The 22,521-nt window shown below is 61.7% G+C and carries 19 protein-coding genes; 11 read left to right on the top strand and 8 right to left on the bottom strand.

Annotated elements, in window-relative coordinates:
- Window positions 1-7: 7 nt before the first annotated feature.
- The 6 genes from CATRI_RS01145 to CATRI_RS01120 are packed head-to-tail and all read left to right on the top strand — an operon-like array spanning window position 8 to window position 5,873.
- Window positions 8-2,941 carry a DUF4040 family protein gene (locus CATRI_RS01145; RefSeq protein ID WP_290218896.1) on the top strand — a complete coding sequence of 978 codons (2,934 nt, stop codon included), beginning with the start codon at window positions 8-10 and terminating at the stop codon, window positions 2,939-2,941.
- Window positions 2,938-3,315, top strand: a complete 378-nt coding sequence (locus tag CATRI_RS01140) for a cation:proton antiporter subunit C (protein ID WP_290218894.1) — start codon at window positions 2,938-2,940, stop codon at window positions 3,313-3,315. Before CATRI_RS01145 ends, CATRI_RS01140 begins: the two co-directional genes overlap by 4 nt.
- Window positions 3,315-4,847: a monovalent cation/H+ antiporter subunit D family protein gene (locus CATRI_RS01135; protein WP_290218891.1), complete on the top strand. Its 1,533-nt coding sequence runs from the start codon at window positions 3,315-3,317 to the stop codon at window positions 4,845-4,847. Before CATRI_RS01140 ends, CATRI_RS01135 begins: the two co-directional genes overlap by 1 nt.
- Window positions 4,847-5,272, top strand: coding sequence for a monovalent cation/H+ antiporter subunit E (locus tag CATRI_RS01130; RefSeq protein ID WP_435384172.1), 426 nt, complete (start codon window positions 4,847-4,849; stop codon window positions 5,270-5,272). Before CATRI_RS01135 ends, CATRI_RS01130 begins: the two co-directional genes overlap by 1 nt.
- Entirely contained in the window at window positions 5,272-5,544 is a 273-nt protein-coding gene (locus CATRI_RS01125) for a cation:proton antiporter (protein ID WP_290218889.1), read from the top strand. The genes CATRI_RS01130 and CATRI_RS01125 overlap by 1 nt, the downstream gene beginning before the upstream one ends.
- Complete coding sequence (locus CATRI_RS01120; protein WP_290218887.1) at window positions 5,544-5,873, top strand: Na+/H+ antiporter subunit G; 330 nt, start codon at window positions 5,544-5,546, stop codon at window positions 5,871-5,873. The genes CATRI_RS01125 and CATRI_RS01120 overlap by 1 nt, the downstream gene beginning before the upstream one ends.
- Window positions 5,874-5,930: 57 nt before the next feature.
- Here CATRI_RS01120 and CATRI_RS01115 read toward each other — a convergent pair whose 3' ends face one another.
- Window positions 5,931-7,481 (bottom strand): catalase, encoded by a 1,551-nt coding sequence (locus CATRI_RS01115; RefSeq protein WP_290218885.1) that lies wholly within the window; start codon window positions 7,479-7,481, stop codon window positions 5,931-5,933.
- Between the two features lie 158 nt (window positions 7,482-7,639).
- On the opposite strand from CATRI_RS01115, the gene CATRI_RS01110 reads away from it, so the two are divergent.
- On the top strand, window positions 7,640-8,206 hold the full coding sequence (locus tag CATRI_RS01110; RefSeq protein WP_290220889.1) for an RNA polymerase sigma factor: 567 nt from the start codon (window positions 7,640-7,642) through the stop codon (window positions 8,204-8,206).
- Between the two features lie 88 nt (window positions 8,207-8,294).
- Window positions 8,295-9,626, top strand: a complete 1,332-nt coding sequence (locus CATRI_RS01105; protein WP_290218883.1) for a YkvI family membrane protein — start codon at window positions 8,295-8,297, stop codon at window positions 9,624-9,626.
- A gap of 130 nt (window positions 9,627-9,756) precedes the next feature.
- Here CATRI_RS01105 and CATRI_RS01100 read toward each other — a convergent pair whose 3' ends face one another.
- From CATRI_RS01100 to deoD, 7 genes are all read right to left on the bottom strand, one after another.
- The gene (locus CATRI_RS01100; protein WP_290218881.1) at window positions 9,757-11,064 is read right to left on the bottom strand and encodes an HNH endonuclease signature motif containing protein; all 1,308 of its coding nucleotides are present in this window, start codon (window positions 11,062-11,064) and stop codon (window positions 9,757-9,759) included.
- 282 nt (window positions 11,065-11,346) lie between these two features.
- Complete coding sequence (locus CATRI_RS01095) at window positions 11,347-12,369, bottom strand: hypothetical protein (RefSeq protein WP_290218878.1); 1,023 nt, start codon at window positions 12,367-12,369, stop codon at window positions 11,347-11,349.
- 152 nt (window positions 12,370-12,521) lie between these two features.
- Window positions 12,522-13,553 (bottom strand): aspartate-semialdehyde dehydrogenase, encoded by a 1,032-nt coding sequence (locus CATRI_RS01090; protein ID WP_290218876.1) that lies wholly within the window; start codon window positions 13,551-13,553, stop codon window positions 12,522-12,524.
- A gap of 21 nt (window positions 13,554-13,574) precedes the next feature.
- Complete coding sequence (locus tag CATRI_RS01085) at window positions 13,575-14,840, bottom strand: aspartate kinase (protein ID WP_290218875.1); 1,266 nt, start codon at window positions 14,838-14,840, stop codon at window positions 13,575-13,577.
- 105 nt (window positions 14,841-14,945) lie between these two features.
- On the bottom strand, window positions 14,946-16,040 hold the full coding sequence (locus tag CATRI_RS01080) for a putative hexosyltransferase (protein WP_290218873.1): 1,095 nt from the start codon (window positions 16,038-16,040) through the stop codon (window positions 14,946-14,948).
- A 9-nt stretch (window positions 16,041-16,049) separates the two neighbouring features.
- Window positions 16,050-17,408, bottom strand: a complete 1,359-nt coding sequence (locus CATRI_RS01075) for an MFS transporter (protein ID WP_290218871.1) — start codon at window positions 17,406-17,408, stop codon at window positions 16,050-16,052.
- A gap of 5 nt (window positions 17,409-17,413) precedes the next feature.
- Complete coding sequence (gene deoD, locus CATRI_RS01070; protein ID WP_290218869.1) at window positions 17,414-18,130, bottom strand: purine-nucleoside phosphorylase; 717 nt, start codon at window positions 18,128-18,130, stop codon at window positions 17,414-17,416.
- Window positions 18,131-18,742: 612 nt separating this feature from the next.
- On the opposite strand from deoD, the gene leuA reads away from it, so the two are divergent.
- From leuA to CATRI_RS01055, 3 genes are read left to right on the top strand one after another with little or no spacing between them, the layout of a single operon-like run.
- Entirely contained in the window at window positions 18,743-20,587 is a 1,845-nt protein-coding gene (gene leuA / locus CATRI_RS01065; protein WP_290218866.1) for a 2-isopropylmalate synthase, read from the top strand.
- A 36-nt stretch (window positions 20,588-20,623) separates the two neighbouring features.
- The gene (locus CATRI_RS01060; protein WP_290218864.1) at window positions 20,624-21,460 is read left to right on the top strand and encodes a DMT family transporter; all 837 of its coding nucleotides are present in this window, start codon (window positions 20,624-20,626) and stop codon (window positions 21,458-21,460) included.
- 23 nt (window positions 21,461-21,483) lie between these two features.
- Complete coding sequence (locus tag CATRI_RS01055) at window positions 21,484-22,509, top strand: exonuclease domain-containing protein (RefSeq protein WP_290218862.1); 1,026 nt, start codon at window positions 21,484-21,486, stop codon at window positions 22,507-22,509.
- Window positions 22,510-22,521: the final 12 nt, after the last annotated feature.

Below are 22,521 nucleotides of genomic sequence, written 5' to 3'. Positions count from 1 at the left end.
TTCCCCCGTGACATTGATCCTTGTCATTACGCTCGCGGCTTCAGCGGTCTTGCTGGCCCCAGTCGCGGTGCGCGTTTTAGACAGAAAGGCGGGGTGGCCGCTTGCCGCCCTGTTCATCGCTGGCGCCGTGGCCTTGGGCCGCGAGCTGCCGCGCATCATTGACGGGGAGGTGCTGTATTTCTCCCATTCCTGGGTGCCCGATGTGGTGGCTCCGGGGATGGACGTCACCCTTTCTTTACGCGGTGATGCCCTTGGCGTATTTTTCGCCCTCTTGGCTTTGGTCATCGGCGCGGTGGTCTTTATTTATTCAGCCGCGTATCTGCCTAAGAGGCAGGGAAACACGAGTTTCTACACCATCATGACGGCGTTTACGCTGTCGATTCTCATCTTGGTACTGGCCGATGATGTCATCTTGCTGTTCTTGGCGTGGGAGCTCGTTTCCTTGGCGTCATTCATGCTCATCGCTCGTTCGGGTTCAGGCGGCGAGGCGGGTTCGGTCCGCACGTTGATCCTCACCTTCGTTGGTGGTCTGACGTTGCTGGTCGCCATGGCTATCGCGGCCACCCAGACGGGGACGACGCACCTGCATGGCATCCTCACCAGTGATTATTGGGCGGAGAATCCCGGCGTGACTGCGGCGGTGGCCGTGCTGGTTGCCGTGTCCGCCTTCACCAAGTCGGCGCAGCTGCCCTTCCACTTCTGGCTGCCGGAGGCGATGGCGGCGGCTACTCCGGTGTCGGCGTTTCTACATGCGGCGGCCGTGGTCAAGGCCGGCATTTACCTCCTGCTGCGCTTTTCTACGATCTTCCACGACGTCGCGGTATGGAATTGGTTGCTCATCGTCGCCGGTATGACCACGGCGGTGATGTCGGCGGCTTTCGCGGTGCAGAAGACGGATTTGAAGCAGCTCACGGCGTATTCGACGGTGTCGCACCTCGGCTGGATCGTGGCGACGATTGGTGTTGGCACCCCCTTCGCGCTGGCCGCAGCAGTCGTGCACACCCTGGCGCACGCTTTGTTTAAATCGAGTTTGTTCATGCTCATCGGCGTCATCGATCACGAGGCAGGCTCGCGCGATATCCGTCGACTGGGCAAGCTGTGGGACAAGATGCCGTTCACGTTCGGCTCGGTAGTCATTGGCGCGGCGTCGATGGCTGCGGTGCCTCCCCTGCTGGGGTTCGTGTCTAAGGAAGGAATGCTCACTGCCTTCCAGGACGCTCCCGCCGCGGGCCTCCTCCTCGCTGCGGCCGCCCTCGGCGCGGTGCTCACCTTTACGTATTCGGCGAAGATCGTCTTCGGCGCCTTCATCGACGGTCCGCGCGACATGTCGCACGTCCACGAGGCCCCCGTCTCCCTGTGGCTTCCGGCGGCCCTGCCAGGCCTGATGTCCTTGCCGTTGGTCTTCGTGTTGCCGCTTTTCAACGCCCCCCTCGACGCCATCGTCGGCGCCACCGGCGCCGAGGTCGAGTCCCACCTCGCCCTGTGGCACGGGGTCAATACCCCGCTGCTCATCTCGGTGGGAGTTCTCGCCGTCGGTGTCCTCGGCGTTATGGCCCGCAAGCGCATTTGGCCAGCGGTGGAGGGGCGTTCGCTGTTCCCGCGTTCGGGTAATGAGTACCTCGCCAGCATCGTTAAGGCCGCGGCAGCGGCCGGTCGAGTGCTCGGTGCGATGGCGAATACGCACAACCCTTCCCGCCACCTCCTGCCGTTGGTGCTGTCCGTGATTGTGTTGGGTGGGGCGACCACGTGGGCGTCGATAAGCAATGGTGGTGGCCTCGACGGTGTCGCACTGATGCCGCGCGCCGAGGGTCTGGACAACCCGTGGGATCTCATTCCGCTGGCGATCATCGCCCTGTCCGTGGTGGGCCTGATGATCACGCGCAATCGCATTTCGGCGGCTGTCCTGCTCGGTACCGCCGGTGTGGGCATGAGCCTGCAGATGATGTTCCTCGGCGCACCCGATGTGGCCCTGACGCAGCTGACGGTTGAGGCCCTCACTGTCATCGTCATCATGATGGTGCTGCGCTACCAGCCGGAGAGTTTCCCGCCGGTGCGCTCGGGCCGCAGGCAAATCGGCTCGATGGTCATTGCGCTGCTGGCCGGAGTGACCGCCTTCCTCGGCGTGTACACGCTCATGGGTCGACGCGACCGCTCTGAGCTCGCCATGTGGTACCTCGAGGAGGCCCCGAAGATCACCGGCGGCCAAAACGTCGTCGCCACCATCCTCGTGGAGTTCCGTGCATTGGATACCCTCGGCGAGCTTTCTGTGCTTGGTATGGCGGCCGTGGTCATCGCGGCGGTGGTGCATTCGATGCCGCGGCACCCATTCAAGGGTGGCACCCGGCCCGCTCCCTTTGGCCAATCGCAGCTCAACTCGATCCCCATGCGCACAGTCATCGTGCTGGTCATCCCGATCCTCGCGGTGCTGTCGCTGCTGGTGTTCATGCGCGGGCACCAAGATCCGGGCGGCGGCTTCGTCGCCGCGCTCATCATGGGCGCCGCCATCGGCCTGGCCTACCTGTCGAAGGGGCGCGATTCCATTGTCTTCCGCGAGTCGACGCCCATGTGGCTGACCGGCCTCGGCATCATTATTGCCCTGCTCGCCGGCTTCATCGGCCTGCTCAAGGGCTCTTTCCTCTACGCCATCCACGGCTATGTCTTCGGGATCCACCAGTCGACGTCGCTTATCTTCGACCTGGGCATTTACCTCGCGGTGCTGGGCATGCTCACCATGGCCATCAACGCGCTCGGCGGCTACCTGCGGCCCGGTACGGAGACCGAAGACCTCGAATGGGCCCGCAACGGGGATGGTCCACTGCCCAAAACCGAAGAGATCAACGACGGCGAGGACACCACCGAGGCCTACCCGCAGCCCATCAACCCGGCGCAGGCACCTCGCTCCGTGCTCGTACCCAACGATGGAAAGGAGAACGACCGATGATCCTCGCCCTCACCATCGCCATCTTGGTCACCGGCGCCGTGTATCTCATTCAGCAACGCGGCATGGTGCGCATCGTCTTCGGCATGACCTTGTTCGGCCATGCCGCTAACCTCATGCTCCTGGCCGGGGGTGTTGGCGCGTGGCGCGGCGAGCCGTTCCCGGATCGCACGCCGCTTGCCGACGCCGCCGATCCCCTCCCCCAGGCATTCGTCCTCACCGCCATCGTCATCGCCATGGCCACCACGACGATCCTGCTCATGCTCGCTGCCCTAGGGCGCGACGATGACACGGATGTCCCAGAACCGGTCGATGACAACATCACTGATCCCATGGCTACCCTGGGTCGCGCCGCTGAGAAGGGGGTTCGCGGTTAATGAATTCCGTTGATTGGGTACTTCCCCTCTTCGCGGCCATCCCGCTGTTCATGGCGGCCTTTGCCGTCATCCTGCCGTGGAAACCGGCCCGCGACGCCATCGCGCTCATCATCCCCATTGCGGGCATCATCGCTGGTGGGTGGCTGTTCTATTACACCGCTACCTTCGGCACGATCGCCCACAATGTCGGCTTGTACGTCGGTGGCGTGGCTATCCCCTTTGTCGCGGATTCTTTCTCCGCGATCATGATTGTCACGACGATGGTCGTCGCGGCCACCGCCAACTGGTTCGCCATCGTCAGCGGTGAGACGGTATCCCGCTACTACGCCTCCCTGACGCTCATCCTCATCACGGGTGTCAACGGCGCGCTGCTCACCGGCGATCTTTTCAACTTCTTCGTGTTCATCGAGGTCATGCTCCTGCCGTCCTATGGCCTCATCGCCATGTCGGGCACGTGGTCGCGCCTCGCGGGCGGCCGGACGTTCGTGCTGGTCAACCTCGCGGCATCGACGTTGCTACTCACTGGCGTGGGCTTCGTTTACGGCGTGACCGGGTCGGTGAACATCGCCGCCCTGCAGGGCGCTGCGGCTGGGCATGGCCCCGCGACCGTCGCCATGGGCTTGGTGGTTATCGCCATCGCTGCCAAGGCAGGCGTGTTCCCCTTGCACACGTGGCTGCCGCGGACCTACCCCGGCACGTCCGGTGCGGTCATGGGTTTGTTCTCGGGCCTGCACACCAAGGTCGCCGTGTACATGCTCTTCCGGATCTACGTCAACATCTTTGACCTGGATGCGCGGTGGAACTGGCTAATCATCACCATCATGATTATCTCGATGATCATCGGTGCCTACGCGGGCTTGGGTGAGAACACCATCCGCCGGGTCTTGGCCTACCAGATGATCAACGGCATGCCGTTCATCCTCATCATGTTGGCCTTCACCTCCGATGATCCGCAGCGCGCGCTGGCCGCCGGCTTGCTGTACACGCTGCATCACATGGTCACGGTCGGCGCGCTCATCCTCAACTCGGGCGCCATCGAGGAAACCTACGCCACCGGCACCTTGTCCAAGCTGTCCGGTTTGGCGCGGCGCGATCCCCTCGTGGCGGCCGTGTTCGTCGCGGGAGCTTTCTCCATCGTGGGCTTCCCGCCGTTCTCGGGCATGTGGGGCAAGGTGCTCATCGTCTTCGAGATCGCGCGCACTGCGGATTGGGTCGCGTGGTTGGTCATCACGGCCATCGTCCTCGCCTCGATCGGCGCATTGCTGAGCATGCTGCGCGTGTGGCGCCTCGTCTTCTGGGGTAAGCCAATGAAGAAATACCCGGAGAACCTGCGCGTTCCGCTGTCGCTGCTCGCACCGTCGGCGCTACTTGCGGTGTGCTCGCTCGCCATGTTCATTTTCGCCGGACCGCTTATCGACGCCGCACTGGTCTCCACCGCAGACCTCCTCGACGTTGACAGTTACGCCGTGGCAGTTCTCGGCGATGATCCCGTCGGCGTGCCCGACATGACGAACTTGCAGGGAGGCCGCTGATGCACGTTCCCATTTACATTCTTTGGCTGATCAAGGAGATCTTCTCCGCCGGCTACCAAGTGGCGTGGGCCGGCCTGCGCCCGGCTGCCGGTTATGATCCCGTCATCGTCCGCTATCCCCTGCGGGTGACCAGCGACTGGCAGATCTTCTGGTTCTCTACGTCCATCACGGCTACCCCGTCGACGCTTTCCCTCGGGCTGCGTGAGCCCGCCGAACCGGGTGCACCGCGCATCTTGCTCGTCCAAGCGGCGTTTGGTTCCGACCCCGCCGAGGTCATGGCGAGCCTGGCCGACATGGAAGAACGCATGGCTCCCCACGTGAAGTCAATTGATCACGGCATGCCCGGCCAAGGCCCCACCACGACGCTTGATCCGCGCTACTACCAATACCCCACTGATCGTCGCCCGCGGAAGGAGAAGAAGTAATGACACCCTTCGAATGGATACTCACCGCCTGCATCGCGGTCATGGTCCTGGCTTTGCTGTCCGGGCTCATCCTGCTGATCAAGACCTCTGACTTCCTCACCCGGGCGGTGCTCAGTGACTTGGTGTTCTACTCCATGATCTGCGTCTACCTCACCTGGACCTTGACCAATGCCACCTCGATCGCCTACGAGGTTGCCATCCTTGCGGCCATCGCCGGCGGCGTTCTTCCGACCCTGTCCATGGCACGCATCATTTCGAGGGGACGCCGCTAATGACTATCGCCGAAATCATCGTCGCTGTCCTGGTCATCAACGCCACCATCATGGTCGTCGCCACCGCGCTGGCCATGTGGCGCGCCCCCGACGCCCTCACCAGGGTCAATCTCCTCGGTCCTGTCGTCGGCGTCGGTGTACCGCTCCTACTGGTAGCCAAGCTCATCATGGATTGGTCCACCCAAGGCTTCGACCCCAACAACTTCGTGCGAGCCATCATCGCCATTGCCGGAGTGTGGGTCGTCGGCTCGGTCGGCTCCTATTACATCGGCCGTTCGATCTACGGCGTTACCGTCGTCGACCGCTTCCACGACGGGGCATACAAGTAGAACCCCCAGCACACCGTGAGGTGTGCTGGGAGTTTACCCAACGCGGTCGTCGATAAGCTATTTGGTGAACTCGGCCTTGACGCGCTCACCGAGGTCAGCATCAACCTGACCCCAGTACCAGTAGACGCGCTCCTCAACGGACGGGGAGACGCCAGCCATCGCACCGGCAATGTTCTCGACGAGGCGCTGCTTCTCCTCATCGTTGTACACCTCACGGTAGAGGATGCCCGCCTGGACGAAGTCGCCGTCCTCCGGGTGCTGGACATAAGCCGCGCGGACCAGATCGGTGCCGTGCGCATCCGGGTTGACGTAGAGGTCGGTGGCCGCCCCGTAGGTCTGCCCGGAGGAGGAATCCTCGCCGTTGTCCAGGTAGCCGGCACCCTTGTCGTAGCGGTTCGGGCTGTAGGAGGGCTCGGCACCATCGTTGAAGATGTAGGCCATGCTGCCCTCGCGGCTGTAGGTGTTGACCGGGTTGATCGGCTGGTTCACCGGGATGTCACGGAAGTTCGGCCCGATGCGGTAACGCTGCTGGTCAGAGTACGCAAAGATACGTGCCTGGAGCATGCGGTCCGGGGAGAAACCAATGCCGGGGACCAGGTTCGACGGATCGAGGGCGATCTGCTCAATCTGGGCGTGGAAGTTGCGCGGGTTGCGGTTGAGAGTGAAGTGACCGACGTCGATGCGCGGGTAGTCCTTCTTCGACCAGACCTTGGTCAGGTCGAAGGGGTTCCAACGGTAGTTCTCAGCCTCGGCGACGGGCATGATCTGCACCTTGACATCCCAGGTGGGGAAGTCGCCCTTCTCGATGGCCTCGAACAGGTCCTGGCGGTGGTGGTCAGCGTTCTTGCCAGCCATCTCCTCGGCCTCGGCGGCAGTGAAGTTCTCCACGCCCTGACGGGAAATGAAGTGGTACTTCACCCAGAATGCTTCACCGGCCTCATTGATCCACTGGTAGGTGTGGGAACCGTAGCCATTCATGTGGCGGGTGGTCTTCGGGGTACCGCGGTCACCCATGAGGTAGGTCACCTGGTGAGCTGACTCCGGGGTACGAGTCCAGAAATCCCACTGCATGTCGGCATCGCGCAGGCCGGAATCATTGAGGCGCTTCTGCGAGTGAATGAAATCAGCGAACTTCATGCCATCACGCAGGAAGAAGGTGGGGGTGTTGTTGCCCACGATGTCATAGTTGCCGTCCTGAGTGTAGAAACGCAGGGCGAAACCGTGGACATCGCGCCACGTGTCCGGGGAACCCTTTTCACCAGCGACGGTGGAGAAACGAATGCCCATCGGGGTGACGGTGCCGGGTTGGAAGAGCTTGGCCTTGGTGTACTGGGACACATCGTTGGTGATGTGCAGTTCACCGAAGGCGCCGTGGCCCTTAGCGTGCGGAATACGCTCGGGGACGTTCTCGCGGTTGAAGTGGGCCAGCTTCTCAATGAGGTGAATGTCATTGAGAACGTTAGGACCCTGCGGGCCAGCGGTGACGGAAATGTTCTCAGATGCTACCGGCGCTCCGTTATGGAGGGTGGTGTTACCGGTAACGGACTCGCGAACGCCCCGGTCAATGATCTGGTCGGCGGCGGAACTGTCTTTATGGTCGTGGGACATGTTTCCTCTTTCCTGGCCCTTGCGAGCCGTTAATTAACTCTTCTTATCGCTGAGAGCTGATTAATAGTTTACCCTCCCTACGGGTGCCCCGCAAGGATGGATACCCTTATCCTTGACGGCCCCACGCGTTTGCCCTGGTAATCTCAACACTCGTGACCATGCACTCCGCGCGCGACGACGCCCTCGTCACCGACCTCGCCCTCCGCGCAGGTCGCGGGGACAAGCAGGCCCTCACGGAGTTCATTCGCGCCACCCAAGACGACGTCTGGCGGCTGCTCGCCCACCTCGGCGGACGCGACATCGCCGACGACCTCACCCAAGAGACCTACCTCCGCGTCATGAGCGCCCTACCCCGCTTCGCGGCTCGCTCCTCCGCCCGCACCTGGCTACTCTCCCTCGCCCGCCGCGTCTGGGTCGACAACATCCGCCACGACATGGCCCGCCCCCGCAAGTCCGTCACCGAATACGAAGACGCCGCCGCAGGCACCATCGTCGATGGTGCCAACGCCTCCTCCTGGTCCGACTGGATCGACGCCCGCACGCTTATCGACGCCCTCCCTCCCGAACGCCGGGAGGCACTCATCCTCACTCAGGTCCTCGGCTACACCTACGAAGAGGCCGCAAAGATCACCGGAGTGCGCATCGGCACCATTCGCTCGCGGGTGGCTCGTGCTCGCAAAGACCTCATCGAAGCAACCTCCCCCGGCTTAGACAACGGCTCCTAACCCAGGTCTTTCTGATGTGACACTAGGCTTTTGAACAGGTTAAATAAAGGGAAAAGCATTTCCCCTCTTCAGGAGTCAATTCCTTAAAATGTTCAAAAGAGCTTTGTTAATTTCCATGTCCTTCATCGGCCTCATCGTCGGTGCGGGCTTCGCCTCTGGACAAGAGGCCCTCCAGTACTTCGTCGCCTTCGGCAACTGGGGAGTGATTGGCGCAATCCTCGCCTCCGCCCTCATGATCATCACCGGCGTCGCCGTCCTCCAGCTCGGCAGCTATTTCCAAGCCACCGACCACACCGCCGTGATCAGCCGCGTCTCCCGCCCCATCACCGGCTGGATCCTCGACATCTCCACAATCGCCACTCTCTTCTGCATTGGTTTTGTAATGTTCGCCGGCGGCGGCTCCAACCTCAACCAACAATTCGGCATCGCCCCCTGGATCGGCGCGACCATCATGCTATCCCTCGTGCTGGTGACCGGCATGCTCGACGTGGAGAAGGTCTCCGCCGTCATCGGCGCGATTACCCCCTTCATCATCTTCTTCATTGTGCTCGCCACCGTGTGGACCCTCATCTCCGCCACCCCCGACTGGGACGCACTGAACAACGCCTCCACCTCCGTCGTCACGACCCTTCCGAACTGGTGGCTCGCCGCCCTCAACTACGTCGGTCTGTCCATCATGACCGCCGTCTCCATGGCCATCGTCATCGGCGGCACCCACTTGGATACCCGCGCCGCCGGCCTCGGAGGGCTCATCGCCGGGCTGTTCTTCCTCCTCATGCTCATGCTGCTGGTCCTCGCCCTCTACGTCAGCGTCGACTCCGTCGGCGGCGAAGACATGCCCGTCCTCGCCCTGATCAATCAGATCCACCCAGTCTTCGGCCTGCTCATGACCTTCGTGGTCTTCGGCATGATCTTCAACACCGCGATCGGCATGTTCTACGCCCTGGGCAAGCGACTCACCCGCGGCAACCCTTCCCGCTTCCGCCCCGTCTTCATCGCCGCCTGCATCATTGGCTACGGTTTGAGCTTCTTCGGGTTCCGAGACCTCGTGTCCTACGTCTATCCCGTCCTCGGCTACCTGGGCATCCTTATGATCGCCGTGCTGTCTTACGCCTGGTTCCGAGGGCGCAACCAGGTCAGCGCCGAAGGCCAAAGACGCCTCCGCGCCCGCCAGATCTTGGCCCGCAAGCTCGACCCACGCAAGCGCTACACCAAGAAGAACCAAGCCGAACTGCGCAAGCTCGCCCGCGAGTCCAACGTCCCCGATAAGAAGTTCAAGGAATCCCTCACCGAGGACATCACGTCCGAGCTCGAGTCCGACCCCTCACTGGACTATGACCCGACCGATCCCCCGTCGAGTGTGATCTACGTCGAGCACACCAAGCCCACCGCGGTCGAGAACATTCCTGAGAAGAAGTAAGTTCTTCTCTGCCCGGTCCCTTTGTGGGGCCGGGCTTTAGCTTTTTCCCGAAGTCCTGCGGCTTCGAACGGGAGGGACGCGAGTGCCACTGATAGCGGGAAGCACTAGTAGCCGCCTGGGCCGTCACCTTTCAAAGGGGACGTCCCCATTCGGAGCAGCTAGAACGTTCGTGCGGCGGTGGTGGTCCTTCCCGTTCTACCTGCTCTGTCTTCTGGGCTTGGGACTCCGATCTGATCCTCGCCCTGCGCTTGGCTATCCGTTGGGAGACGGTTTGCAACCAGCGTCGCTCACTAGCAGCCAGTGGCCCGTCACCTTCGGACTCCGCCCACGACCCATCATCAAACAGGAAGTACTTCCGCCTCGTCACCGGGTCCATCACGTAGGTCACCCGACGATCAGTCTTGACCGCATGATGCTTCACACACAACGGGGCGAGGTTGGCTGCTGTGGTGGGCCCGCCATCGGCGTGATTGATCCGGTGATCCATCTGTGCTCGATGAGCAGGGGCATCACACCCACCGACAGCACACGACCCATCAAGACCAATCACGAGGGAGCGGATATCCGCGGGGGTGGCATACGCCGACGAGACTTTCTGAGCAATCGCATCGAGATCAATCTCCACATCAACTCGGTTGAGGAGATTTTCGGTCTGCTTTGCGGTGAGGTACCCGACCCCGGAGACCCATGCTGGGGCATTCGGGATATCGGATGCTCGGTAGATGTTGAGGGTGACATTCGTTGACCCCTCACCCCTCATCAAGGCCACGAAGGCGTCTGCCTGACTGATCCCATGGGCGATGGCGTGCTTGCGGATACGGAGGTCGATTTCTTGGGCGACGACCCCATCGAGATCAGCGTGGAGGAGTCCTCGGCCGTCGTCGAAGGAGATGGAGACACTATCAACCGGTTGTGGTGCGGGATCCTCGGAGGAGATCGACTCATCGAGCATGGTGATGATCGCATTCAGTCGGTTTTTGATCTTGCCTGGGGTGGGCAGGATCTGATTCGTCCGAGTAGGCGTGAGGAATTCGGCTAGTTCGGTGTCGATGAGGTCGAGGTGTTCGGTGATGGTGGTGTCTGCTTTACACAACACACCGTCAATCGTCTTCAAGCGGACAAGGTCGAGGTGGAAGTACTCCTCCTGAATCTCCTTCAACTTCGGGAGTTCGTTGAGCCGTTGGTGGGCGCTGATCGCGGACATGAGGTAGTGATCCCCACGACCTAGGGAGCGCCGTAGCTTACCGAGGACGATGTCAATGTCCTCATCACCATTGGGGAGGACGGATTGCCAGAGTTTGTGGTCTTCTCGTCGCATCTGTGTTCCCCGGCGGGCTACTGGGTCATGAGGTGAGCTGACCGCGAAGTAGTGCTGGGGAGGGGTCAGCGCTTTCTCAAGGTAGATCTCTACCATTGAGTGGTAAATGTCGATGGTCACGTGTGCTCACCCCCAGTTATTTCGCTTGCGCGTTCTAACACAATGTTAGAACACAACAGCGAACTGCGCAAGGGGTAGAAGCTACTTTGTGGATGTTTTTCAATCAGGGGGTTGAATGGTCAGCTATGTAGCAGGCCGAGCAGCTCGCGGCGGAGTTCGGCGGGCACCTCGACGTCGTGACGCGGGCGGGGAAGGTCAAGCGACAGAGGGCCAATGAGTGATTAGAACAGCATGATGCCCGGCCCCCTTAAAGGGAACCGGGCATCTGTTGTTTAGCTGACGTTACTCGGAAGAACCCGACGACAGCGAAGAAGTAGACGACGTCCCATCTTCACCAACACAGCTGTTGTAAAGGTAAGAGGCAGCCAGCAGACCAAGGGCAACCATCGCAGCACCATTAATGATGGTGCGGTTATCCGCAGTGAAGCGAGCAATCTCGGCGTTGATCTGGTTGATGTACTGAGCCTGGCTCGGATCGAACACACCGAACTGCTGCTGCAGCTGGGAGTTAGCGTTACGCAACTGAGCCTGCAGATCAGCATTGAGCTGATCCAAGCCCGGAATATTAAGCTGACCAGCCATACCCACCGGGACTAGTAGCAGGAGCGGCAAACCAACAGTCAAACCAGCAGCAACACACGTAGAAATCGGCGGGGTACCACCACTCTCGCAATCTTCCGGAGCAAGGTCACCGGTCAGACGAGCATTCACCTTGAAGGCATCGCTCCAGGTTCCATCGGCGGCCGGCTCGGTCAGCGCCTGCAGCTGCCCCGGGTCCAGTCGGATGGACTGGCTGGTGGAGGTGAAACTTCCAGCTTCAAGGGTGCCCAGATCATAGGTGGCAGTGTTCCCGGAGATGGTTCCCACGGGAGTGATCGGCTTATCAAAATGCTCCTCCCTCTCCGCGGGGAAGAGTCGACCTGCTGAATTTCCAACGGTCCAAGACTTACCCTCGACCTCTTGCAATTCGACGACCAGCTTGGCGTTGTTGATGGTCTTAGAGGTAGCAACGGCCACGCGGGAGGCAGCATTACCGAAGTGCTGGACTTGGAGGAACTTCTTGAAATCACCGGTGTCTTCGTCGACATTCTCCGAGAATCCCATGACGGTCCAGTCGCTGAAGCGCGGATCATAGATCGCTTCAGCGTTCCAGTCGACGGAACAACCGACGGTGCGGTCACCGTCGCGCTGTTGGACGTCGGGACGGGCAACCTGGGCCTGCGCGACCGGGGTTAGGACGGACGAAATACCAATTGCCACGGCCGCAACAACCGCAGTCAAGGACTTTCTAGATCGAGTAAACATAGGCCTCGCAGGCTCCCTGTTCTGTGTGAAGACTTGGACATGTACATTCAACCCTTTTTCTAAAGAACTCACAACATATACACAAGGTCGTGGTGTAGATCACAGAAAACCCGCCACAGCAGGGCTGTGGCGGGTTAAATGTCCGAAGTTGACTAGACCAATAGCTCGGCAATCTGGATGGTGTTCAGAGCGGCGCCCTTGCGCAAGTTATCTCCCGAGACGACGAGGACGAGTCCCTTGTTGCCGTCGATGGACTGGTCTTGGCGGATGCGCCCGACGAGGGAGACGTCTTTTCCTACAGCCTCGAGGGGGGTGGGGACGTCGACGACCTCGACACCGGGGGCGTCGTTAAGCAAGGCAGTTGCTTCTTCGACTGTGATGGGGCGGTCGAACTCGGCGTGGATGGTGAGGGTGTGGCCGGTGAAGACGGGCACCCGGACGCAGGTGCCGGCGACGCGCAGGTCAGGGATGCCGAGGATCTTGCGGGACTCGTTGCGCAACTTCTGCTCTTCGTCGGTCTCCAGGGAGCCGTCGTCGACGAGATTGCCGGCGAACGGTAGAGCGTTGAAGGCGATGGGAGCGACGTAAGGGCCCAAATCCTCGGCCACAAGGGCAGAACCATCGTGGACCAGCTTGACGTTTTGATCGCCGATGTCGGCGGTCTGCTTGGCAAGTGCCTCGACACCGGCGAGGCCGGAGCCGGATACTGCCTGGTAGGAGGAGACGTGCAGGCGGTTGAGGCCGGCGGCGTCGTGAAGCGGCTTGAGCACCGGCATCGCAGCCATCGTGGTGCAGTTCGGGTTGGCAATGATGCCCTTCGGCAGGTTGTGCGCCTCGCCGCCATTGACCTCGGAGACAATGAGCGGCACCTCGGGGTCCTTCCGCCAGGCGGAAGAATTATCGACGACCGCGGCTCCCGCCGCAGCGAAGACCGGCGCCCACTGCGTGGAGGTAGAACCACCGGCGGAAAACAGAGCGATGTCGACGTCCGCGACGGACTCTGCGGTGATGAGGGTGAGGTCTTCGACCTCGATCTCCTCGCCGCGGAATTCAATGGTGGTGCCAGCGGAGCGCGGGGAAGCGAACATGCGGACCTTATCGGCCGGGAAGTTGCGCTCCTCGAGGATCGACCGCATGACGCGGCCAACTTGGCCGGTAGCACCGACAACGGCGATGGTGGTCATGATTGAGCTCCTTGTTCTTGTTTATCGGCCCGTGCCGGCATACACGGTGGCGGTGGTGTCGCCGCCGAGTTCGAAACGCTCATGGAGGGCGCGGGCGGCAGCGTTGATGTCGGCTTCGCGGATGAGGACGGAGATGCGGATCTCCGAGGTGGAAATCAGTTCGATGTTGACCCCCGCATCGCGGAGGGCTTCGGTGAAGTCGGCGGTGACGCCGGGATGGGACTTCATGCCGGCGCCGACGAGGGAAACCTTGCCCACCTGATCGTCGTAAAGCACGTTCGTCCAGCCCTTATCCAGCTGCAGCTTCTTCAGCTGTTCCATGGCGCGAGGTCCGTCGGAACGCGGGCACGTGAAAGTGATGTCGGTCTTGCCATCCTCCAAGGAGGAGACGTTCTGCAACACCATGTCAATGTTGATCTCAGCATCGGCGACCGCGCGGAACACGGTTGCTGCCTCGCCCGGCTTATCGGGAATGCCGAGGATGGTGACCTTGGCCTCCGAGTTGTCGGTAGCTACACCGGTCAGGACTGCTTCTTCCACGGGAATATCCTCCATCGAACCGGCGATCAGGGTGCCGGGATCATTGCTATAAGACGAGCGAACTCGCATGGGAACGTTGAAAGCGCGGGCGTACTCGACGCTGCGCAGGACCAGGATCTTTGAGCCAACAGCTGCCAACTCGAGCATCTCCTCGAAGGAGAGCTTGTCCAGCTTCTGGGCATTGGGGACGATGCGCGGATCGGCGGTGTAAACGCCATCGACATCCGAGTAGATCTCGCACACATCCGCGTTGAGAGCAGCCGCCAAAGCGACCGCCGTGGTGTCTGAACCGCCGCGGCCCAAGGTCGTGACATCGCGGGTGTCCTTATTGACGCCCTGGAAACCAGCGACGATGCAGATAGAACCAGCGTCAAGGGCTTCCTGCACGCGCTGAGGCGTGACATCCACGATCCGGGCGTTGCCGTGGCGCTCCGTGGTGAGCACACCCGCCTGCGAACCGGTGAAGGACTGCGCCTTCGCCCCAAACGACTCAATAGCCATCGCCACCAGGGCATTCGAGATGCGCTCGCCAGCGGTGAGCAACATATCCATCTCGCGGGCCGGCGGCACCGGATTGACCTGCGCGGCCAAATCCAGCAGTTCGTCGGTGGTATCGCCCATCGCGGAGCAAACAACGACGACATCGTTGCCCGCCTTCTTGGTGGCGACGATGCGCTCCGCTACCGCGCGAATGCGCTCCGCTGTTTCCAACGAAGAGCCACCATATTTCTGAACGATCAGAGCCACCGGTGGGCCACCTTTCGTCTCGGGGATCGAAGTTCGTGGTTCATCGTACCTTCCACCACCTCGCATAGGGCATTAAGTTGCACGGTGCAGAAAACTAAAATCGACCTAGATTGCCCAGGCAAAGACCCCGAGCATGTAAGCGGAAAACCACGCACCCCACAACAACCATGCCGCCGCGGCCCCCGGCAGCCAACGCGGAGGAATGCGCTCTACCCAGGGAAGGAGGACCAGAACAGCTGGCAGAAGCAGACGTGGACGGGAGTGCATGATGCCATCGGAGAGCACAACGGTAGCCATGAGAGTGGCGGAAAAAACCCACACCTCAAGCGGTAGGCGCCGCCAGGAAAGTGCGAGGAAGACCACAGCCGCGATGATGACGGCTGCGGTGAGGAGGTAACCGCCATCGGTGGAGCTGGTGAGAACTTGATATACCCACGTGGCCGTGGCCACTCCACCATCGAAGGTCGAGTTCCAGCCATCCTGCTGGATGCCGAAGTATCCCCCAGCATCTCTCGTATGCCAGCTTGCCCAGAGGAGATAACCCACGAACGACCACGGGCTCAGCAGGAGGGCGACCCAGGCCTTTTTGTCGGCTCGGGCCTTGAGGAGCACCACCACTAGGAAGGCGCCGACCAGTGCGACGGCGGTGAGGCGGGTGAAGCCACACAAGAAGATGAGTGAAGACGCGAGCCACCAACGGCGATCCATGAGAGCAACCAGAGCCCAGAAGGCGAGAGCCCCAAAAAGAGCCTCGGTGTAGGGCATGGTGAAGGTCGTCGACATCGGGGCGCCGGAAGCCAGGACACCTGCCCCCAGTTGATGGGCCCAGTTCGCTCCCATGCGTCGGGCAATGGCCATTGCGCCCGCTGTTAGGGCTACGCCTGCCACTGAATTAAGGAGCAGGGCTAAGAAGAATAGGTCCAAGCCCGTGACTTGGTGGAGAGCCCGGAGGAGCATGGGGAACCCGGGAAAGAACGCCAAGGTCCGCTCGTGCACCGGGACGTCGGTGTTAGTGGCTGAGTTGAAGTAGCCGTCCCGGGCGATGTCCAGGTAGTACTTGGCATCCCAGGAGGTGAGGAGGTCCGTGAGCTTCTCTTCGTTAGCGCGGCCAACCAGGCCAAGCACAACGACGCGCAGCGCCGAGCCCACCAGGAAGATGAGCGCGGCGCTGCTGATAAAACTCAGGCGTACTTTCGGCACCTTTCAAGCTTAAGCGGCAACTCCCGCTGCGGCCTTTTCCCGAACCGACATGGTGCGATCTGCGAGGAAGTAGATGAGTGCACCCACTGCGGCGATCGCGGCGAGCACCCACAAAACGGTGGAGAAGCTCAAGCCCACATCCTGCAGCTTCGCGGTGTAAGCGATGCCGAGCGGGATGGCGATGTTGATGATGAGGTTGTAGAAACCGATCGCGATGCCGGACTTGGCGGGCGGGATGTTGCTCAGGGCCGTATTCACCAACGGGGCGTAGAGCAGGGCGAAGCCGGAGGCGAAGAGCACGATGGAGATGATCAGCACACCGACATGCGCCTGCATGAACAATGCCGCCAGGACCAGAGAACCGATGATCATCGCCAGCGCAGTGAAGATGGTCTGGCGCGAAGACAACACCTTGCCGATCTTGCCGGAGAAGATGCCGACGAGGACGGCACAGACATAACCCGGAACCATGAGCAGCGCGGCGCGATCCAGCGACATGCCGTGGAGCGAGTTCGCAGCATAAGGCAGCAGGAAGATGTAGCCGAGCTGGGTCGAGTAGACGATGAAGACCAGGATGATCGCCCAGACATAGCGGCCGTTGGTGAAGAACTCCGGGCGCACGAGGGCACCGTTGTGGGACTTGACGTGCCAAGCAAAAAGGGCCAGGCCGATGATGGTGGGCACGATCCACAGCGGGTTGAAGGCCTGCATGTACATGGTGAGGCTGGAAGCGAACAACGCGATGAGGAACAGTCCCAGGATGTCGAGGTGGCCTTCGACGGCCTCGTCCTCGGGGATCATCTTGAAGATGGCCGGGACGACCAAGATGAGAATGAGCGGGATGAGGAACATTGCCGTCCACGAGACGTAGGTGGCAATGAATCCACTGGTCAGTGCGCCGACCAGGAGACCGAACTGGAAAGCCGCGGTGGAGAAGCCAAGGTAGGTCTTCTGATCCTCGGGCGCGAGATGCTTAGTCACGTAAATGACGTAAAGGGTCTCAGCGGCGGCCAGACCGGCAGTCTGAATGATGCGTCCGGTGAGCACCATTGGCCAGGAGCCGGAGAAGATGAAACCGATGAGGGAACCGACGACGATGAAGCCCACGCCGACGAGCATGAGCTTGCGGATGGAGATCGAATCGGCCAGCGCTGCGTAAACAACTGCGCCGATACCAATAACCACGCCGGCCAAGGAAGCCTGGAGGCTAGCAGTGTTATCGGAAATGCCCAAGCCCTCGGCGATGGGCATGGTCATTGTTTTGAAGCCATTGTCCACAATCAGGCAGAAGACGAAGGCGAAGAGCAGGACCGGGACGGCTGCCTTGGGATTGACCGCGCTGCGCGGCGTATTGGTGGAAGTGCTCACAGGATCTAGACCTCAGCCAACGGAAGGGCGAGTTCCATCATCTGGGTGAAGGCGGTCTGGCGCTCCTCCGGAGTGGTGGTGCCGCCGGTCAAGATGTTGTCGGAGACGGTGAACAAACCGAGCGCATCGACGCCAGCCCGTGCGGCAATGGCGTAGAGGCCAGCGGATTCCATCTCGACGCCGAGGACGCCCATGTCGGCCCAACGCTGATTCGCGGTCTCATCGGCGTGGTAGAAAACGTCGCTGGACAAAATGTTGCCCACGTGCACGTTGACGTTCTGCTTCTCAGCCTCATCGGTGACAGCCTTGAGCAGCTTCCACGAGGCCGTGGGAGCCCAGGTGCCAGGTACGTTGTACTGGTCCAGGATGTTGGAGTCCGTCGATGCAGACTGGCCGACGATGATCTCGTAGAGGTCGATCTCCGGCTGCAGGGAACCGCAGGAACCGATGCGGACTACCTTCTTGCACTCGAAGATGTTGATCAGTTCCCACGCGTAGATGCTGATGGAGGGAATGCCCATGCCGGATCCCATCACCGAGATGGGGGCACCGCGGAAGGTGCCGGTGTAGCCGAGCATGTTGCGGACGTCATTGAACTGGACAACATCTTCCAGGTAGTTCTCGGCGATGTACTTGGCGCGCAGCGGATCGCCCGGGAGCAGGATGGTCTCGGCGATATCAACACCACGCGGATTGATGTGGGGGGTGCTCTTGGTCGTCATAAGGACTACCCTAAACCCGTTTCGAACAATTGGCAATGGAGCCAATTACATTTGTGCCAACCCTGTGACGTACCCCACGGCGCACGCCTTGCCCCGGAAAATATTTTGACCTCTAAAATGAATAGAGAATTGATTCTTCCGATCCCCACGAAAGGTACCCATATGAGCACGGGACTCCTCCTCGCCGTCGCCAACGTCATCGCCTACCTGTCCGGATACAACGGCTTCATGGGCTTCCTCAGTTCCTTTATGTAGGCCCCCAGCCCGACCAAGCAGCCCCGACAGGGGCTGCTTTTGCGCTGTACTTCCAGCCAACATGGGGGCGGGGGTGCGTCGATAAGCATCTTCCACCCCCGAATTTTGCTGAAAACCGTTGACGCGCCCAGAAGGGTGTGTAGCATTCTCCCCATGTTCTCCCGCGCGAACCTCCTCCTTCTTCGCCGCGGCGGGCCTCAGGTCTAACTCACACGACCGGCTCCCCGTCGCGGAGATTGGTGACGCCGGTTGTGGAACTGCTTCACTTCCCAAGGTTGCAGTGAGACCAAAGCGCTAGCAGTGCAGGCCACCCAAGGCCCCTGAGTAGCCACATACCCGTAAAGGACCCTGATCCACATGTCTCCGAATGACTCTTTCATCTCCGCTCCCGCTGAAATCACCACTCCGGATGGACCGCGCCGCGAGGGCCAGCCGACGTGGAACAAGCAGCGCAATTCCTCGCAGCCGGTGGCTCGTTACCGTTCCTTCGCCGAAGAAGTAGAGGACATCACGCTGCCGGATCGCACGTGGCCGGATAAGAAAATCACGGCCGCCCCGCAGTGGTGTGCTGTGGACCTGCGTGACGGCAACCAGGCACTCATCGACCCGATGACCCCGGAGCGCAAGCGCCGCATGTTCCTGCTGCTGGTGCAGATGGGCTACAAGGAGATTGAGGTGGGCTTCCCGTCTGCCTCGCAGATGGACTTCGATTTCGTGCGCGAGATCATCGAGAACAATATGATCCCGGATGATGTCACCATCCAGGTGCTGGTGCAGGCCCGCGAGCACCTCATCCGCCGGACCTTCGAGGCGTGTGAGGGTGCGAAGAACGTCATCATTCACTTCTACAATTCGACGTCTGAGCTGCAGCGGCGCGTGGTGTTCCGCAAGGAGAAGCCGGCGATCAAGCAGCTGGCGGTCGATGCGGCGCACCTGATCAAGGGCATTGCTCAGGATTACCCGGCCACGAACTGGCGTTGGGAATACTCGCCGGAGTCCTTTACCGGCACTGAGCTGGACTTCGCCCGCGAGGTCTGCGACGCCGTCACCGAGGTCATGGAGCCGACTCCGGAGAACCCGATGATCATCAACCTGCCCTCCACCGTGGAGATGATCACCCCCAACGTGTACGCCGACTCCATCGAGTGGATGCACCGCAACTTGGCCCGCCGCGATTCCATCATCCTCTCCCTGCACCCCCACAATGACCGCGGCGAGGGCGTGGCGGCCGCCGAGCTGGGCTACCTGGCTGGCGCCGACCGGATCGAAGGCTGCCTCTTCGGCAATGGCGAGCGCACCGGCAACGTCTGCCTGGTCACCCTGGGCCTGAACATGCTCACCCAGGGCGTGGATCCGCAGATCGATTTCTCTGACATCCAGCAGATCCGCAACACGGTCGAGTACTGCAACCAGCTGCGCGTTCCGGAGCGCCACCCTTACGGCGGCGACTTGGTATTCACGGCCTTCTCCGGCTCCCACCAGGATGCGGTGAACAAGGGCCTCGATGCGATGGCCGCCAAGGTCAAGCCCGGCGCGGACGCCACCGATGTTTCGTGGGAGGAACTGCGCGAAACCATTTGGGAGGTCCCCTACCTGCCCATCGACCCGAAGGACGTCGGCCGCAACTACGAGGCTGTCATTCGCGTCAACTCCCAGTCCGGCAAGGGCGGCGTGGCGTACATCATGAAGACCGACCACGGCATTAACCTGCCGCGCCAGATGCAGGTGGAGTTCTCCGGCGTCGTTCAGCTGGTGACGGACTCGGAGGGCGGCGAGGTCAACTCCAAGAACATGTGGGACATCTTCGCCACCGAGTACCTCGACACCACGGCCCCGGTGGAGCAGGTCTCCATGCGCATCGCTAACTCCGAGAGCGACGACGAGGCCACCATCACGGCCACGGTGCTGCATGAGGGCGTGGAGAAGACCATCACCGGCACCGGCAACGGTCCCGTTGCGGCTTATGCCAACGCCCTGGAACAGCTGGGTATCGACGTCGAGGTGCAGGACTACTCCCAGCAGTCCCGCACTGCGGGAGACGACGCCGAGGCGGCGTGTTACATCTACGCCACGGTTAATGGTTCCGCTGCGTGGGGCGTGGGCATCGCCGGCTCCATCACTCGCGCTTCGCTGAAGGCGGTCACCTCCGCTGTTAACCGGGCGCTGAAGACCACGGCCCCGGTTTTGGCTGGCGGAGTCTAAACCCCCTGCCGTGACTTCCCAATTAGGCTAGTCAGGGTGCACAGCTACGTACTTGCCGTGCTCTTCGCGTTGGCTTCGGCCTTGACGATCGCGTGGGGCACGGTCGTCCGCCACCGCATCGTCGAAAGCGCGCCCGCGGGATCCTCCCCGATTCTCGTGGCTATGCGTCGGCCGCTGTGGTGGGCGGGCATGTCCACCGCGATCATTGCGTATGCATTGCAGGTGGTCGCGCTGAGTTTCGGCCCGCTGCTCATCGTCCAACCAGTGTTGGTGATGTCGCTGATGTTCACACTGCCGCTCTCGGCGATGTACGAGGGGCGCCGCATCAGCCGGCAGGAGATGTTCTGGTCCTCCACCCTGACGCTGTCGGTGACGGCGTTGGTGCTGATTGGTCGACCGGTGGGCGGCGAGGATCATCCGCCGTTGGAGCGGTGGATTCCGGCTCTCGCCGTGGGGTTTATTGTGCTCACAGCGATGGATCGGATTGCGCGACGCCAGATCCGGCGGGAGCGGGCCCTCATGCAGGGCTTGGTTACGGGTGCGGTGTTCGGCTACGTGGCAGTGCTGTCCAAGGCGGTGGCCGATGTGTTCGTTGCCTCGGGTATCCCGGGACTGCTCACGGCGTGGGAGCTGTACGCCTTGATACTTGCGGCCTCAATTGGCACGTGGGTCCAGCAGAATGCCTTCGACGCGGGGGCCCTGCGGACGTCGCTTCCAGCCATGAAAATTGGGGAGCCCATCGTCGCGTTCGCGCTGGGCTACCTCGTCCTCTTCGAGAGATTCCGCGTTGAGGGTTGGGAGTGGGGCTGGATGGCGGCGGCCTTTGCCATGATGATCGTGTCCACGGTTGTCCTGTCTCGCATCAGCATCTAAAGCTGTGAACTAGACTCTGAACAATGACCACGCCCAACGGGACACCCGAGAACACCGCCCGCTCCGCTGAGGTGGAGGCGTACCCGTTCGTCGCCATCACGACGCAGGCCACGGGCATCCATCCGTCGACGGGCCGGTTGGTAGCGGTGGATGTGGTGACGTTCAACGAGGCCGGGGACATCGGGGAGAAGTACCACACGGTGCTCGATCCGGGTTCGGATCCCGGCCCGCGGCACTATCACGGCCTTACGCCGGAAGAAGTGGCCGAAGGTCAGAAGTTCTCAAAGGTCCTGCGTACGCTGGACCGGCTTATCGACGACCGCACGCTCGTCGTCCACAATTCCCCCGTCGTGTGGGGGTTCATCGTCTCCGAGGCCCGCCGCGCGATGAACGCCGCGGCCCGCTCCAACCGGTCCCGGGGGCGGGGTCGGGGACGCGGCCGACGGCGTCGGCAGCGGGTGGGGCACATCCCGAAGCCGATCGCGATCGTCGATACGCTGGCGACCGCACGCCGGCAGGGCGCGACTTTTGAGGACACGCGCTTGGCCTCCGTGGCGCGCACCCTGGGGCTTGAGGCGACGTCTCCGGTCGCCACGGCGGAACGCGCCAAACGCCCTGAGCAGGAGACCTCGCGGGAGGATACCTTGCTGCTCATCGACGTCTATCGCCGCGAGTCCTCCGGTGAGCTCTGCTCCCGGGAGCCTTCCGAGCTCCGCGCCGACCGCTTCGGCCTGCAGCGCACCCACGTCCGCGTCGATGCGGTGGAAGCCGAGCGACCGTTGGAGAACCCGGGCACCTTCCAGGGTGAGCTCATTCGCGGAATGGAGGTCGTCGTCGCCCCGGAGATCGTCATGGATCCCAACGTCATCATCGAGGCCTGTTTGCGCGAGGACCTGGCATATTCGGAGAAGCTGACCCGCCAGACCTCGGTGGTGGTGTGCAACAAAACCACTGATCTGCGCGGCAAGGCCATGCACGCGCAACGCAAGGGCATCCCGCTGCTCTCGGACGAGGATTTCATGCAGGCCGTCGAGCACGTCAGGGACTAGCCTTTCCGGGGT

The organism is Corynebacterium atrinae (assembly GCF_030408455.1).
GTDB classification, from domain to species: domain Bacteria; phylum Actinomycetota; class Actinomycetes; order Mycobacteriales; family Mycobacteriaceae; genus Corynebacterium; species Corynebacterium atrinae.
This window is presented reverse-complemented; position numbering and strand designations above follow the sequence as displayed.

What these genes read in the sequence shown, in the direction of transcription:
- leuA (WP_290218866.1), top strand. Translation starts at nt 18,743, where the DNA reads ATGTCTCCGAATGACTCTTTCATCTCCGCTCCCGCTGAAATCACCACT.
- CATRI_RS01055 (WP_290218862.1), top strand. Translation starts at nt 21,484, where the DNA reads ATGACCACGCCCAACGGGACACCCGAGAACACCGCCCGCTCCGCTGAG.
- CATRI_RS01105 (WP_290218883.1), top strand. Translation starts at nt 8,295, where the DNA reads ATGTTCAAAAGAGCTTTGTTAATTTCCATGTCCTTCATCGGCCTCATC.
- CATRI_RS01095 (WP_290218878.1), bottom strand. Translation starts at nt 12,369, where the DNA reads ATGTTTACTCGATCTAGAAAGTCCTTGACTGCGGTTGTTGCGGCCGTG.
- CATRI_RS01135 (WP_290218891.1), top strand. Translation starts at nt 3,315, where the DNA reads ATGAATTCCGTTGATTGGGTACTTCCCCTCTTCGCGGCCATCCCGCTG.
- CATRI_RS01125 (WP_290218889.1), top strand. Translation starts at nt 5,272, where the DNA reads ATGACACCCTTCGAATGGATACTCACCGCCTGCATCGCGGTCATGGTC.
- CATRI_RS01110 (WP_290220889.1), top strand. Translation starts at nt 7,640, where the DNA reads ATGCACTCCGCGCGCGACGACGCCCTCGTCACCGACCTCGCCCTCCGC.
- CATRI_RS01120 (WP_290218887.1), top strand. Translation starts at nt 5,544, where the DNA reads ATGACTATCGCCGAAATCATCGTCGCTGTCCTGGTCATCAACGCCACC.
- CATRI_RS01115 (WP_290218885.1), bottom strand. Translation starts at nt 7,481, where the DNA reads ATGTCCCACGACCATAAAGACAGTTCCGCCGCCGACCAGATCATTGAC.
- CATRI_RS01140 (WP_290218894.1), top strand. Translation starts at nt 2,938, where the DNA reads ATGATCCTCGCCCTCACCATCGCCATCTTGGTCACCGGCGCCGTGTAT.
- CATRI_RS01090 (WP_290218876.1), bottom strand. Translation starts at nt 13,553, where the DNA reads ATGACCACCATCGCCGTTGTCGGTGCTACCGGCCAAGTTGGCCGCGTC.
- CATRI_RS01130 (WP_435384172.1), top strand. Translation starts at nt 4,847, where the DNA reads ATGCACGTTCCCATTTACATTCTTTGGCTGATCAAGGAGATCTTCTCC.
- deoD (WP_290218869.1), bottom strand. Translation starts at nt 18,130, where the DNA reads ATGACGACCAAGAGCACCCCCCACATCAATCCGCGTGGTGTTGATATC.